The 13,851-nt window shown below is 67.3% G+C and carries 12 protein-coding genes; 7 read left to right on the top strand and 5 right to left on the bottom strand.

Going from position 1 to position 13,851, the window contains the following annotated elements; all coding sequences use genetic code 11:
* Positions 1-62: 62 nt before the first annotated feature.
* Complete coding sequence (locus QRN53_RS15560) at positions 63-1,115, top strand: homoserine dehydrogenase (protein WP_285244742.1); 1,053 nt, start codon at positions 63-65, stop codon at positions 1,113-1,115.
* Entirely contained in the window at positions 1,108-2,523 is a 1,416-nt protein-coding gene (locus QRN53_RS15555) for an aldehyde dehydrogenase family protein (protein ID WP_285244741.1), read from the top strand. Before QRN53_RS15560 ends, QRN53_RS15555 begins: the two co-directional genes overlap by 8 nt.
* Before the next feature lie 54 nt (positions 2,524-2,577).
* On the opposite strand, the gene QRN53_RS15550 is transcribed toward QRN53_RS15555, so the two are convergent.
* On the bottom strand, positions 2,578-3,039 hold the full coding sequence (locus QRN53_RS15550) for an Lrp/AsnC family transcriptional regulator (protein WP_285244740.1): 462 nt from the start codon (positions 3,037-3,039) through the stop codon (positions 2,578-2,580).
* Between the two features lie 124 nt (positions 3,040-3,163).
* Here QRN53_RS15550 and QRN53_RS15545 point away from each other — a divergent pair, with 124 nt between their 5' ends.
* Together QRN53_RS15545 and rlmC are read left to right on the top strand one after the other, a co-directional pair.
* The gene (locus QRN53_RS15545) at positions 3,164-3,850 is read left to right on the top strand and encodes an HAD hydrolase-like protein (RefSeq protein ID WP_285244739.1); all 687 of its coding nucleotides are present in this window, start codon (positions 3,164-3,166) and stop codon (positions 3,848-3,850) included.
* Between the two features lie 86 nt (positions 3,851-3,936).
* On the top strand, positions 3,937-5,064 hold the full coding sequence (gene rlmC, locus QRN53_RS15540; RefSeq protein WP_285244738.1) for a 23S rRNA (uracil(747)-C(5))-methyltransferase RlmC: 1,128 nt from the start codon (positions 3,937-3,939) through the stop codon (positions 5,062-5,064).
* 36 nt (positions 5,065-5,100) lie between these two features.
* Here the strand turns inward: rlmC and QRN53_RS15535 are convergent, their stop codons facing one another.
* Positions 5,101-5,724: an FMN-binding negative transcriptional regulator gene (locus QRN53_RS15535; protein WP_285244737.1), complete on the bottom strand. Its 624-nt coding sequence runs from the start codon at positions 5,722-5,724 to the stop codon at positions 5,101-5,103.
* 17 nt (positions 5,725-5,741) lie between these two features.
* Positions 5,742-6,617: a DMT family transporter gene (locus tag QRN53_RS15530; protein ID WP_285244736.1), complete on the bottom strand. Its 876-nt coding sequence runs from the start codon at positions 6,615-6,617 to the stop codon at positions 5,742-5,744.
* A 52-nt stretch (positions 6,618-6,669) separates the two neighbouring features.
* Here QRN53_RS15530 and QRN53_RS15525 point away from each other — a divergent pair, with 52 nt between their 5' ends.
* The 3 genes from QRN53_RS15525 (at position 6,670) to QRN53_RS15515 (ending at position 11,021) form a co-directional block, all read left to right on the top strand.
* Positions 6,670-8,082, top strand: coding sequence for an aminotransferase-like domain-containing protein (locus QRN53_RS15525; RefSeq protein ID WP_285244735.1), 1,413 nt, complete (start codon positions 6,670-6,672; stop codon positions 8,080-8,082).
* Between the two features lie 140 nt (positions 8,083-8,222).
* The gene (locus tag QRN53_RS15520) at positions 8,223-9,242 is read left to right on the top strand and encodes a DUF6454 family protein (protein WP_285244734.1); all 1,020 of its coding nucleotides are present in this window, start codon (positions 8,223-8,225) and stop codon (positions 9,240-9,242) included.
* Between the two features lie 60 nt (positions 9,243-9,302).
* Complete coding sequence (locus QRN53_RS15515; protein WP_285244733.1) at positions 9,303-11,021, top strand: phospholipase C; 1,719 nt, start codon at positions 9,303-9,305, stop codon at positions 11,019-11,021.
* Positions 11,022-11,097: 76 nt separating this feature from the next.
* Here the strand turns inward: QRN53_RS15515 and QRN53_RS15510 are convergent, their stop codons facing one another.
* Positions 11,098-12,660: a CehA/McbA family metallohydrolase gene (locus QRN53_RS15510; RefSeq protein WP_285244732.1), complete on the bottom strand. Its 1,563-nt coding sequence runs from the start codon at positions 12,658-12,660 to the stop codon at positions 11,098-11,100.
* 120 nt (positions 12,661-12,780) lie between these two features.
* Positions 12,781-13,605: an SDR family NAD(P)-dependent oxidoreductase gene (locus QRN53_RS15505; RefSeq protein WP_285244731.1), complete on the bottom strand. Its 825-nt coding sequence runs from the start codon at positions 13,603-13,605 to the stop codon at positions 12,781-12,783.
* Positions 13,606-13,851: the final 246 nt, after the last annotated feature.

The raw sequence follows: 13,851 nt of genomic DNA, 5'->3' as shown, positions 1-13,851 counted from the left end.
TCCGGACTGACAGCGGTGGGGGCCACGATGGAAGCACCAAACCACCCCATCAAAGGAGCATCATGACCACCTACGACATTGCGCTGATCGGATTCGGCGGCGTCAACCGTACCCTCGCCGAATTGATCGCAACCCGGGGTGATGAGCTCAGCCGCGAGCTGGGCTTCGGCCTGCGGGTGGTCGCCATCACGGACCTTCGCCTCGGTTCCCTGGTCCGGGACGGGGGAATCGACATGGATATGGCCTTGCGGATCAACCCCGCTGACGAGACCTTCGCCGCTCACGGAGGATCCGCGGACCCGGACAACGAACGCGTCATCAGGACGTCCTCTGCCGATATCATCTGCGAGGCCACCTTCACCAACCCGGCCACCGGGGAGCCGGCTGCCTCGCATGTGCGGTGGGCCCTCGAAGCCGGAAAGAGTGTCTGCACCACCAACAAAGGCCCGGTGGCCCTGCACGGTGCCGAGCTCACCGGACTTGCCCGGCGGAACGGGCTGCATTTCGAATTCGAGGGCGCCGTGATGAGCGGGACCCCCGTCATCCGGTTCGCCAAGCACTTGTTTCCCGGGCTGACCCTCCACGGGTTCGAGGGCATCCTCAATGGAACCAGCAACTATGTCCTGGGCCGGATGGAGGAAGGCCTCGGTTTTGCGGAGTCAGTCCGGGAAGCCCAGCGGCGCGGATATGCCGAGGCGGATCCCACAGCTGACATCGACGGCTATGACGTCCAGCTCAAAGTCCTGATCCTGGCAAACGAACTGCTCGGCGCGGGCCTTAGCCTTGCCGACGTCCAGCGCCAAGGCATCTCCGCCCTGACCCCAGCGGACCTCAGCAAAGCAACAAGTGAGGGCCGCCGATGGAAACTCGTGGGCTCCGCACGGCGGAACCCGGACGGAACCGTCAGCGCCTCGGTGGCACCCGTGGCACTCCCCCTGGACCACGGGCTTGCGGGTGTCTCCGGTGCGCAGAACGCCGTCTCGTTCAATACCGACCTGCTCGGGCCGGTCACCGTTTCGGGGCCTGGCGCCGGACGGGTTGAGACGGCGTACGCCCTCCTGTCGGACATTATTGACATGCACGCTGCCCGGAACCGGGTGGCCGCAGATGCGTGAAACGATGCTGGCACCCATTGCCCCTGAAGTGGCCGTCTTCCGTGACGTGGTGAGCCCCTATGATGGCCGCGTGGTGGGCGCCGTGGCCCTGGCCCGAGCGGAATCCGTGGAGGGGATGGTTGCGGCGGCCCGGGCAGGTGCGCGGCAGGCACGCGCGTTGTCCCGCCATGCCCGGGGAAAGATCCTGGATGGTGCCGCCTCGAAGATCGAGGAACGGTGCACGGAATTTGCCCGCACCATTACGGCGGAGAGCGGAAAAACCATCCGACAGGCACGCAAGGAGGTGCTGCGGGCCGTCAACACCCTGCGCCTCTCCGCGGCGGAGGCCCGCCGTAACGCCGGCGAGGTAATCCCTTTCGATTCCTACGAGGGCTCGGAAGACCGCACGGGTTGGTACTGCCGGGAACCGCTGGGGATCATCGCGGCCATAACGCCCTACAACGATCCCCTGAACCTGGTGGTGCACAAAGTGGGTCCCGCCATCGCGGGAGGAAACGCCGTCATCCTCAAGCCATCAGCCCTGACGCCATTAAGTGCGGAACTGCTGGCGGAGGTCCTCACCGAAGCCGGCCTGCCGCCGGGGGTCCTTACGGTGCTCCATGGGGACAGGGACGTTGCGGAGGCGATCGTGGCGAACCCCGGCATCCGCATGGTGTCCTTCACTGGCGGGTTTTCCACCGGGGAAGCCATCGCAAGGACGGCGGGCCTGAAGAAGCTCTCCATGGATCTTGGCGGGAATGCCCCGGTGATCATCATGGACGACGCGGACATCGACGCTGCCGTGGAGGCCTGCGTCTCGGGAGCCTTTTGGGCGGCAGGCCAGAACTGCGTGGGTGTGCAGCGCATCCTCGTGGCCGAACCCCGCTACCGGGAATTCCGCCGGCTTTTCCTGCACCGGACGGCGCAGCTGGTCTCCGGCGACCCGGATGACGAAACCACTGACATGGGTCCGATGATCACTGCGTCCGCCGTGGACCAGCTCATGGCAAAGATCGATGCGGCGGTGGCCGCCGGGGCTGCTGTCCTCGCCGGCAACACCAGGGTGGGCAACGTACTCCAGCCCACGGTCCTGGAGAACGTCAGCACCTCCGGCGCGCTCTGGCTGGAGGAAGTCTTCGGCCCGGTGGCCATGCTTCAACCGTTCTCGACCTTCGAGGAAGCCGTGGACATGGCGAACGCCACCGACTTCAGCCTCCATGCCGGGATCTTCACACGGTCGCTGGACACGGCCCTGCAGGCTGCCTCCCGCATCGAGGCGGGCGGAGTCATGGTCAACGACTCCTCCGACTACCGCTTCGACGGCATGCCGTTCGGTGGATCCAAGTACGGCAGCATGGGCCGGGAAGGGGTGCGGTTCGCCTATGAGGAGATGACCCAGCCCAAGGTTGTGTGCATCAAGCGCCAATGAGGGTGGGACCTGGTCCTGCTGCAGACCATGGGGTGGCCGGGAGCGGGCGGGTGGCTAGGCCGGCAGCGCTCCCGCGCCGCGCCGGATGTAGTTGGACAGGGTCATTGCCGTTACCGTGTCCGTCACACCGGGGGTTGCCGCTATCTGCTCCCAGATCTCCTGGATCCTTTCGAGCGAACGCGCTTCCAGGCGCACCAGGAGGTCGAAATCACCACTGACCACATCGCACAGGACCACCTCCGGGATCGATTGCAGGACGGCAATGACGTCCGCCCCGCGAACCCTGTCCTTCCGGTAGACCATCAGGAAGGCCGAAACTGTGCCGTGTCCCGGAGCGCCGGCCACCACGGTATAGCCCTGGATGTATCCCTGCCGTTCCATCCGGTCGATACGTTGCCTGACGGCGTTGCGGGAGAGCATCACCTTCGATGCCAGCTCCGCATGGCTGACGCGGGCATTGCGCGTCAGCTCCGCCAGGATGCTCTGATCGATCCGATCAAGACTAGCCCGGTCCATGTCCACCCTTCACCGCATGAATTCCCAACAGCAGACACGAGTCGGCCCGGCTCCAGAATGAAAGCACACAGTGATGATACTTCGGCACCAGCCGCTCCAACGCCGAACGGCAGCCTTCAGCTGCGTGCTGTTCGACATGGACGGGACACTCCTCGATTCGGCACCGGGTGTAACGGGAAGTGCAGCCCTTGCCTTGGCTGCCGTGGGGGCGCCGGTTCCCCCGGATGCGGATCTGCTCCGACTGGTGGGACCGCCCATGCTCGAATCCTTCCGGGAAATATTGGGACACGATGAAGTCCTCGCCCGGCGGGCCCTCACGCATTACCGGCAGGCCTATGCGGAGGCCGGCGCGCAACAGTCGGTTCCATACCCTGGCGTACGGGAAATGCTGGAACACCTCCGGTTCGCCGGCATACCGATGGCGGTTGCCACGTCCAAGGCCGAGGACCAGGCGGTCCTCATGGCACGCCGGTTTGGGCTTGACCATTACTTCACCGCGATCTGCGGCGCATCGGACCAGGACCGGCGGTGGAGCAAGGCGGAGGTCATTGCCGAGGCACTGGGCAGGCTGCGGACAGCGAAGGTGGACGTTGCCGCCCCGCTCATGGTGGGTGACCGCAGCTACGACGTTGCGGGAGCCGCCGTCCACGGCATTCCCGCAGTCTTCGCAAGCTGGGGGTACGGCCGCGCAGGGGAAGACGACGGAGCCGCCTGCGTTGCCGCCTCACCGGCCGCGGTGCTCCCTGCGGTCATGGGCCGGGAAGTACCCTCAGGCCGTAAGGCACACCCGGCGCCGCTTCCCTTCCCGTGAAAAGGGCGACGACGGCACGCGGCCGGGTGCCGTCGTCGCCCGTTCACGTCGAGGCCGGGAAGGCGAACAGGTAAACTTGTGCGGTCATGGACTGCTCCTATTTCGATGCCGGCGCCTGCCGTTCCTGCACCCACATGGGTATGCCGTACAGCGAACAGCTGGCCGGCAAACAACGCCACTGCCAGGGACTCCTGTCCGCACACGCCGGGCTCGAATGGCTGCCACCGGTGGCCAGCCGGGAGTCAGGCTTCCGCAACAAGGCCAAGATGGTGATCGGCGGAACAGCCCGGAACCCCACCATCGGAATCCTCGACGCCGACGGCCACGGCGTGGACCTGCGCAGGTGCGGCGTCTGCTCCGCCGGCCTGCTGGCGTGCTTCCCGGTGCTGGCGGACTTCATCCGCCGGGTCCACCTGACGCCGTACGACCTCCCGCGCCGCACCGGCGAACTCAAGCACGTCATCATCACCGAATCCCCCGACGGCGAGGTCATGCTCCGCCTGGTCCTGCGCTCCGAGCAGACGGTGCCGCGCATCCGTAAACACCTGCCGGAACTGCTGGCGGCGCTGCCCCAGGTGAAGGTGGTCTCGGTCAACCTGCACCCGGAACACAAAGCCGTGCTCGAAGGTGACCGGGAGATCCTCTTGACCGGCCAGGAAACCCTGGCCATGCGGGTCAACGACGTCACCCTGCACCTGCGCCCGCAAAGCTTCTTCCAGACCAACAGCGACATGGCCGCGGCGTTGTACCGGCAGGGCCGCGAGTGGGTCAACGAGCTCGCACCCGCATCGGTCTGGGACCTGTACTGCGGGGTGGGCGGTTTCGCCCTGCACTGCGCCGCACCGGCCCGCACCGTCACCGGCATTGAAACCAGCAGCGAGGCAATCGTGTCTGCCCGCCTCAGCAGCGGGGAGGCGGGCCTGGCGGGGATGGAATTCCAGACCGGCGACGCCACCGCGTTTGCGTTGGCGGCGGAGGAGTCACCGGACCTGGTGATCGTGAACCCGCCCCGGCGCGGCATTGGCAAGGAGCTGTGCGGCTGGCTGGAAGCCTCGGACGTGCAGCACGTGGTGTATTCCAGCTGCAACGCGCAGTCACTGGCCCGGGACCTGGCGGCCCTTCCGTCCTTCACCGCGCGGCGGGCTCGGGTGCTGGACATGTTCCCGCAGACCACGCATTACGAAGTGATGGTGCTCCTGGACCGGGCCGCCTGACCAGTTGCCCCGTCCTGCGCCGTCCTGCCGAAGGGGTCAGTTCCTGCGGGCGCGTTCCACGGCGGCAGCCCCGGCTTCCCGCCCGCAGCCCCGAAGGCCCGCCGCCACGCCGGCGGCATCGGCGTCGGAACGGTTTTGGCTCAGCTTCTCCTTCGCCTCGATCCGGGTGACCAGCAGTTCCACGCCCACAATCGCCCGCAACTGCCCGGCAATGAACTTCTCCGGCGCATCGTCCACGGCCCAGGGGCGCTCCCGGCCGTCCTCATGCAGGCCGGTCAGGTGCCTTACATGCCGTGCCAGCCAACCGGCGTCGTCATGGATCACCAGCTCGCCGTAAACATGCACGGTGGCGTAGTTCCAGGTGGGCACCACGCGGCCGTGCTCGGCCTTGGCGGCGTACCACGACGGCGAAATGTAGTCGTCGGGGCCCTGGATAATGGCGAGCGCTTCGCCGGTTGGCAGGCTGGACCACTGCGGGTTGTTGCGTGCCATGTGCGCCTGCAGGGCACCGTGTGCCCCCACCCCCGGGTTGAAGGCGAAAGGCAGCAGCGTTGCCAGCAGGCCTTGGTCGGTCATGGTGATGAGGTTGGCGGCGCCGGGCCGGCCCAACAGGGTGTGGACAGTTTCGGGGTCGGCGGCGAAGTGGGCGGGGATGTACACGGGTGCTCCTTTTAAGGCTAGCGGGCTGGACGTTTGAGGCGGACGCGGACGGCCGCGGCAGCGCAGAAGATGACGGCAAAGGCGCCCAGCACGGTAGTCCAGGTGAGCGCCTCCCCCAGCAGCAGCGCCGCCCAGCCGATGCTGAGGACCGGTTGCAGCAGCTGGATCTGGCTGACCTGGGCCATGGGGCCAATGGCCAGCCCCCGGTACCAGGCGAAGAAGCCGAAGAACATGCTGACAACGGCCAGGTAGCCAAAGGCTGCCCATTGGACAGGCGTGGCCGACGGCGGCTGGCTGAGGACGGAAGCGACGGCCAGGACCAGCATGGCCGGGGCGGCGAGGACCAGGGCCCAGGCGATGGTTTGCCACGACCCCAGTTCACGGGCCAGCAGTCCCCCTTCGGCGTATCCGACGGCGGCGCAGGCCACCGCTGCCAACAGCAGGAGGTCGGCCCACTGCAAATGCCCGACGCCGCCGGACTGCACGAACGCGAAGGCGAGCGCCGCCAGCGAACCAAGCGCCATGACCACCCAGAAGGCGGCGGCCGGGCGCTCGCCCGTCCGCAGGACTGCCACCGTCGCCGTCGCCGCGGGCAACAGGGCGATGACCACGGCACCATGCCCGGCCGGCACGGCGGTGAGGGCGTAGGACGTCAGTAGCGGGAAGCCCGCGACGACGCCTCCGGCCACGAGGGCAAGGCGCAGCCAGGTGCCGCGGCGGGGCAGCCGTTGCCGGGCCAGGGCAAGCGCTGCGGCGGCGAGGACAGCGGCGACAACGGCACGCCCCGAGCCAATGAACAACGGCGGGATCCCGGCCACGGCCACACGGGTGAAGGGTACGGTGAAGGAAAAGGCTGCCACGCCAAGGAGCCCCCACCAGACTCCGGTGGACATCCTCTGCGGTATCGCTGGGCGCTCCAGTACGGTAGCGCTACTATGTTCTTTCATGAACAACGATAGCAGTTCACGCATCACTGCGGCACTCCGGCAGTGGATCAGCAGCGCCGCTCCCGGCGCCCGGCTGCCATCCACCCGGCAACTGGTGGCCGAACACCAGGCAAGCCCGGTCACGGTGCAGAAGGCCCTGCAGAGCCTGGCAGCGCAGGAACTGATTGAAAGCTGGCCCGGCGTCGGCACCTTCGTCCGGGCGGTCCGGACGGCGCGCCCCTCCGACTATGGCTGGCAGACCGCAGCGCTGCGGTCGCCGTCCTCGCCGCTGCCGTCGTCGTCAAGCACCATGCGCAGCGTTCCCGGCGATGCCATCTGGCTGCACTCGGGATACCCGGACCGTGAACTGCTCCCCGAACGGCTGGTGCGGGCAGCGCTGGCACGTGCTGCCCGCGGTGACGCCGCGTTGTCACGCCCGCCCGCGGCCGGGATGCCGGAACTGCAGCAGTGGTTCGCCCGCGAACTGGGGCAGGCAACCCCGGTGGGCGTTACGCCGCCCACCCCCAACGACGTCATCGTGCTGCCGGGAAGCCAGAGCGGACTGAGCTCCATCTTCCGCGCACTCGTGGGGTCCGGGCAGCCGATGCTCATCGAATCGCCGTCCTACTGGGGCGCCATCCTGGCCGCCGCACAGACCGGGGTACGCCTGGTGCCGGTACCCACCGGGCCGGACGGACCCGACCCCGCAGAGGTGGACCGCGCCTTCGCCGAGACCGGAGCCCGGGCGTTCTATGTCCAGCCCAACTACGCCAACCCCACCGGCACACAGTGGGCAGCGGAACGCGGCGCTGAGATCCTGGACGTGGCCCGCCTGCACGGCGCGTTCCTGGTGGAGGACGACTGGGCGCACGATTTCGGCATCACCTCCGATCCGGTGCCGCTGGCCACCCGGGATGACTCCGGCCACGTGGTCTATATCCGGTCCCTGACCAAAAGCGTCTCCACTGCCATCCGTATCGCGGCGGTCATTGCCCGGGGCCCGGCACGGGAACGCATCCTTGGCCAGCGTGCGGCGGAGTCCATGTACGTCAGCGGACTCCTCCAGGCCGCCGCCCTGGACGTGGTGACCCAGCCAGGGTGGCAGACGCACCTGCGCAGCCTCCGGCAACAGCTCCAGTCGCGCCGGGACCTGCTGGCCACCAGCATCGGCGAACACGTCCCCCAAGCCCACATCGACCATCTCCCCCGCGGCGGACTGAACCTCTGGGTGCGCCTGCCCGATGGCACTGACCTCCCGCGGCTGGCTCGCGACTGCGAAGATGCCGGAGTGATCATCGCCGCCGGCACGGAGTGGTTCCCTGCGGAACCCACCGGCGCCTTCATCCGGCTGAACTTTTCGGGTCCCAACCCGGGCGCGTATCCGGACGGGGCACGGGTCATCGGCGATGCGCTGGCGAGGCAGGAAGGCTAAGGGCCACAGAGGACCGTTCGGCGGAAACGCGCCAACCGGACAGTCCGGCGACAACGGCAGTTCACCGGTGCGCCATGCCCGGTTCATTACCCATTAGTAACTTGAGAGCTCCTGTTGAGACCCCAACCTTAAGAGGCCCCATGAGCTTCAAACCCACGCGCCGCGCCCTCACCGTGGCAGCGTCCCTGATGGTCGCCGCCTGTGCGGCCGCCGGTACAGTGGCCGCCCAAGCGGACACCCCGGACACGGGCAGCAGCCCCGCGTCCGGGACCCACCATGAAACAAACACCGACCTGGCGGACGCCTTCGGCTCCCTCACCCGGGCCACGGCCTGGAAGCAAACGTCCAAGCTGAAACTGAACTTCCCCACCTACCACACCGAGGGAATCGCCTACAGCCAGGACCATATCTTCCTCTCGGCCGTCCAGATCCTCGAACCCACGGTCAAGTACCCCACCCCGCAGGACGGTTACGACCGTACGCCGGGCAAGGGCATCGGCCACCTGTTCGTCATGGACAAAGCCGGGAACCTGCAAAAAGACATCACCCTCGGCGAGGGTGACATGTACCACCCCGGCGGCATCGACTTCGACGGCACCAACGTCTGGGTGCCGGTAGCGCAGTACCGGCCGGACAGCAGCGCCATCATCTACAAGGTGGATGCGCAGACCCTGGACGTCCACAAGCAGTTCGAGGTCAAGGACCACTTCGGCGGCATCGTCCTGGACCAGCAGACCGGCCACCTCGTGGGGAACACCTGGGGCTCCCGGCGGTTCGCGGAATGGGACCTGCAGGGCAAGGAGCTCTCCACCTGGGAGAACCCGAACTACTTCATCGACTACCAGGACTGCCAGTACGTTCCCAACGCCAGGATGCTCTGCGGCGGGGTCACCAACCTTCCGCAAACCCCGCAGGCAGGTGGAACCGCTGCCACCTACGAGCTGGGCGGCATGGCGATGATCGACCTGAAGTCGCACCAGGTGACCCGTGAGGTCCCGTTCCAGCAGTGGTCCACTGCCGGGCACGTCGCCACCCGCAACCCGTTCAAAATGACCGCCAACGGCGGACACCTCACTATGACGGTGGCCCCCGACAACGGCGATGAAGGCAACGGCACCGAAATCCTCACCTACGAGGCCGACGCCACCCCCGCAAAGTAGCACTCCCCGCACCTGCCGCAAGCCGCGGCGGTACACCCCACAGGAACGATTGGATACCCCATGCCTTATCCGGCACCCAGATTCACCAGGAAAAGCGTCACCGCCGCCACCGGCGCGGCCGCCTTGGCCGCCTCCGCACTGACCGCCGGGCTGGTCGGCTTCGGCGCCGCCCCGGCCACCGCCGGCACCCACGACGACACGGCGACGCCGATCAAGCACGTGGTGGTGCTCTTCCAGGAGAACGTGTCATTCGACCACTACTTCGCCACCTACCCCAACGCGGCGAACACCGCAGGGGAAACCCAGCAGGGCTCCGGTGCCCCGGCAGCCAAGTTCACCGCCTCGCAGGACACCCCCAAGGACATCAACACCCTGGCCAATGCAGGACTGATGGCACCGAAGAACCCCAACTCCGTCCAGCCCGCGCGGCTCTCCCCCATGCAGGCCGTCACCTGCGACCAGGACCACGGCTACAAAGCCGAACAGAACGCCTACAACGGCGGGGCGATGGACAAGTTCGTCCAGTTCACCAGCCGTGACGCGTGCGGCACCAACCAATACGGACGTCCCGGCCTGACCATGGATTACTACGACGGAAACACGGTCACCGGCATCTGGAACTACGCCCAGAACTACGCCATGAGCGACAACCACTTCAGCACCGTCTTCGGCCCGTCCACCCCCGGCGCGCTGAACCTGGTCTCGGGCCAAACCCACGGCGTCAAGGAGTACGACGCCGCCGGAGCGCCCGTCGCCACGCCGGCCGCTGGAAGCAGCGCCGTGCGGCAGCCGGACGCCAACGGCGTGGGCACCGTGATCAATGACCCCGACCCCGTCTACGACGACTGCTCCAACAACAGCCACGCCAAGGCCAACAACCTGGCCGGCATGACCGGCAGGAACATCGGCGACCTGCTCAACGCCCAGGGAACATCCTGGGGATGGTTCCAGGGCGGCTTCGCCCCCACCACCCCCGCGACGGCCACGGCCCCGGCGTCGTGCCTGACCAGCCACACCAACGCTGCCGGCGCCTCCGTGGTGGACTACTCCCCGCATCACCAGCCGTTCCAGTACTACAAGTCCACGGCCAACCCGCACCACCTGGCCCCGGCCTCCGACGCGGAGATCGGCCACGATGGCCAGGCCAACCACCAGTACGACCTGACTGACTTCAGCAAGGTGGTGGACAGCGACAACATGCCCGCAGTCTCCTTCCTCAAAGCGGGGATGTTCCAGGACGGCCACGCGGCGTACTCGGATCCCGTGGACGAGCAGAACTTCATCACCAAGACCGTCAACCAGATCCAGCAGTCCAAGAACTGGGACAACACCGCCATCGTGCTCGCCTATGACGACTCCGACGGCTGGTACGACCACGTCGCCACCCAGCCGAAGAACGCCTCCACCGGATCCGACGACGCCGCATGGTGCCTGAATGCCGCCGCGAACGGCGTCCCGGTGGCAGGCGGCTACGCCGACCGTTGCGGCCCCGGCCCCCGGCAGCCGCTGGTGGTCATCTCTCCGTACGCGAAGAAGAACTTCGTGGACCACACCGAAACCGACCAGGCCTCCATCCTGCGGTTCATCGAGGACAACTGGCACACCGGCCAGATCGGTGACTCCTCGGCCGACGCTGCAGCAGGATCGGTGGACGCCATGTTCAACTTCCACCATGAGCGCAACGACAAGGTGCTCCTGAACGAACAGTCCGGCGCCGTCGCCTCCATCAGCCACAACGGCAACGTCCAGGGCAGCGGATCGGACAACTCCGGCCACTGACCTCTCCCCCACGGGTTAAACACCAGGGGCCGGGCCGCGAATTCGCGGCCCGGCCCCTGGTGTTTAACGGTGAAGCTTATTTTCCGCCGAGGAAGATCGGGTTGGTCAGCGCGGCCATGGGGCCAAGCAGCAACGTCGTGCCCATGTTGGTGCCGTTGCTGGCACTGCCGTCGGCCATGGGGTGGCGTACCTCGGCCCGGACGTAGGCGGAGAGCTGCGCGGTGGTGACCCAGGTATGGGTTCCTTGGCCCGAGGCCGGCAGGGTGACCTGCTGGGTCTGCCCTTCGTCGGTGATGATGCGGATGACGCCGTTGGGGACGCCGGTGACGTCGAGGCTGACCGTCACCGGTGAGTCGGCCTTGACGTCCAGCCGCTCCCCGACACCTGCCTTCCGTCCGCCCGCGGACACGCTGAAGTCCAGGGAGATGCCGGCGGACTCGGCGATCCAGCTGCGCCCGTTGCGGATGCCCTCCAGGACGGCGTCATGGGAGAGCGCTGCGGCGTTGACCACGTTGTGCGGCAGGCCGATGACCTGGGGCTCGCTGTGCGCGTCGCTGTTGCCCATGGCCGGGACCCAGCGGCCGCCGGTGCGGACGGAGTGGGCCAGCATGGAGTCCCAGGTGTTGATGGCGTACTCGTCATCGGCGGTCCACGGACCGGTCCACACCTCGACGGCGTCCGCGTCGTCGTAGCCGAACTTCCAGCGGCATGCGACATAGGGGCAGTAGGGGTGCGCCGGGACCACCAGTCCACCGGACGCGTGGATGTGCTGCGCCTCCTGCTCGAAGCCCTTGTCGCGGGCGCGGTAGCGCCAGTCGATCCAGTCCCCGGGTTCAATCCCCAGGGCAAGGTAGTGGCCGTTGCGGGTGGTGACTTCCTCGCCGGTGAGGATCAGCAGGTCGTCCCCGGCCAGCGGACCCCAGATGCCGTGGGAGGCAGGGGTGTTGTGGTCGGTGCTGATCATGAAATCGAGCTTCGCTGCGCGTGCGCCGGCCGCGACCTCGGCGGGGGTGCGCTTGCCGTCCGAGTAGATGGTGTGAAGATGCGCGTCCCCCCGGTACCAGGCCGCGCCCCGGCCGGCGACCTGCCTCGGCGGATACTGCGGCTGGAACGGCTTGCCGTCGGCACCGTACTCAAGGGTGACATTGACGGTGTAGTCCATGCCCTGGTCGGCTACCTGGTAGGGGCCCAGGGCGATGTTCCAGGTGCCCTTGCCGACAGGTCCGGGAAGGTAGCCGGGGGTAGCTTCGGCGGCACTGATGAAGAACTCGGTCCGGAAGCCGCCCGACCAGCCGCGGAACCCCTTGCCCGCAACGTCGGTGCCCTTTTCGTCAAAGACGCCGATGTCGCAGGCATTGGACAGCAGCCCCGGAGCGACCGTGGGCTTGCTGTAGCTGTAGGACACGCTGATCTTGTTGACCCCGGCCGGGACCTGGACAGGGAGGTACACAAAGTCGGCGGCACCAGGATCGAGGTGGCCGGTGATGGTCTGGGTCTTGCTGGTGCCCGCGTCCGCGGCCGCGAATGACATGGGGGCCAGCGATACGGCGGCGCCGGCCAGCGCGGCCGCCAGGAATCCGCGGCGGGAAGGGGACAGGGAAATACTTTCGCCCTCGTGGGCTTTGCATGGTGAACTCACCAAGAGAGCCTCGCGACAGCCGGTGAACGGGAACCGACGGGCCGGCCAACCCGGCCTGAACCGGAGGGGTTATTTGGGAGCCTCCTCGCAGATCATCAGTCCCCGCACCTCAGCCGCGGCTTAGGCTGCGGCTTTAACCAGTTCTTCGCTCTTCTCCCACAGCCCGCGTGCCAGGTCGGCGTCGTAGGCCTGCCGGTTGGCTTTGGCCAGGGCGCGCTTGGCGTAATAGGCGCCGGAAATCCAGTCGGTACCGGCCGTCCCCTTGATGAGCCACAGCATGGTGTCGGCACCCTGGTCGGGGCTGAGCATGAAGCGGTTGGCCACGCTCTTGTAGGCGTGCCGGAAGGGGCTGCTGGAGTTCGCCGCGAAGTTGGTGCGCACCACGCCCGGGTGGAAGGCCGCCGTCGTGATTCCTTGTTCGTGGAAGCGGCGGTGCAGCTCGGAGGTGAAGAGGATGTTGGCCAGCTTGCCCGTGCCGTAGGCGCGGAAGGTGCGGTACCCGTGCTCGGCGTTGAGGTCGAACAGGTCTACTTTGCCGGAGAAGTTGGCGGCGCTGGCGGTGTTGATGATCTTCGCGTTGCTGGCGGTCAGCGTGTCCATAAGGGAGGTGGTGAGCAGGAACGGGGCCAGGTGGTTGACCTGGAATGTCAGCTCGTTGCCGTCCACGGTGAGCGTGCGCTTGCCCATCATGCCGCCGGCGTTGTTGGCCAGGACGTCGATGCGGGGGTAGGTGGAGCGCAGGGTGTCGGCCAGGGCACGGACCTGGGCCAGGTCCGCGAAGTCGGCCAGGTGGTGGTCCGCGCCGATCTCAGCGGCCAGGGCGCGGGTCTTCTCCGCAGACCGGCCGACGACGACCACCTGTTCCCCTGCCTTGGCCAGCGTCCGGGCGGCTGCCGCGCCGATCCCGTCGCTGGCGCCGGTAATCACGATGGTGCGAGGAGTCAAGGGGTGTCCTTCGGTCGGCGGGCGGCGCACCGGAAAAGCACACCAACGGAAACAACGACGGCGGGGCGCACGGTGTTCCCGGCAGGGCATGGATCTGATGCCCTTCGACTACCCGAATCTGCCGGACGCGCGCCCTTGCGTGGTGAACAACCGTATGGTGCTCTTTACTGCATGGACAAGCGGCGCCGCCGGATCCAGGCCTTCCGCAAACCTATCCGCTGCGGGCACCGACGCCGGAACCGACGG

Source organism: Pseudarthrobacter sp. fls2-241-R2A-127 (assembly GCF_030209355.1).
In the GTDB taxonomy this organism is placed as follows: domain Bacteria; phylum Actinomycetota; class Actinomycetes; order Actinomycetales; family Micrococcaceae; genus Arthrobacter.
The sequence above is the reverse complement of the archived record's forward strand: the minus strand, read 5'-3'. Positions and strand labels throughout refer to the sequence as shown.

Bases quoted from the DNA above. Each gene is read 5' to 3' on its own strand.
- QRN53_RS15560 (WP_285244742.1), top strand. From the start codon at position 63: ATGACCACCTACGACATTGCGCTGATCGGATTCGGCGGCGTCAACCGT.
- QRN53_RS15555 (WP_285244741.1), top strand. From the start codon at position 1,108: ATGCGTGAAACGATGCTGGCACCCATTGCCCCTGAAGTGGCCGTCTTC.
- QRN53_RS15550 (WP_285244740.1), bottom strand. From the start codon at position 3,039: ATGGACCGGGCTAGTCTTGATCGGATCGATCAGAGCATCCTGGCGGAG.
- rlmC (WP_285244738.1), top strand. From the start codon at position 3,937: ATGGACTGCTCCTATTTCGATGCCGGCGCCTGCCGTTCCTGCACCCAC.
- QRN53_RS15530 (WP_285244736.1), bottom strand. From the start codon at position 6,617: ATGTCCACCGGAGTCTGGTGGGGGCTCCTTGGCGTGGCAGCCTTTTCC.
- QRN53_RS15525 (WP_285244735.1), top strand. From the start codon at position 6,670: ATGAACAACGATAGCAGTTCACGCATCACTGCGGCACTCCGGCAGTGG.
- QRN53_RS15520 (WP_285244734.1), top strand. From the start codon at position 8,223: ATGAGCTTCAAACCCACGCGCCGCGCCCTCACCGTGGCAGCGTCCCTG.
- QRN53_RS15515 (WP_285244733.1), top strand. From the start codon at position 9,303: ATGCCTTATCCGGCACCCAGATTCACCAGGAAAAGCGTCACCGCCGCC.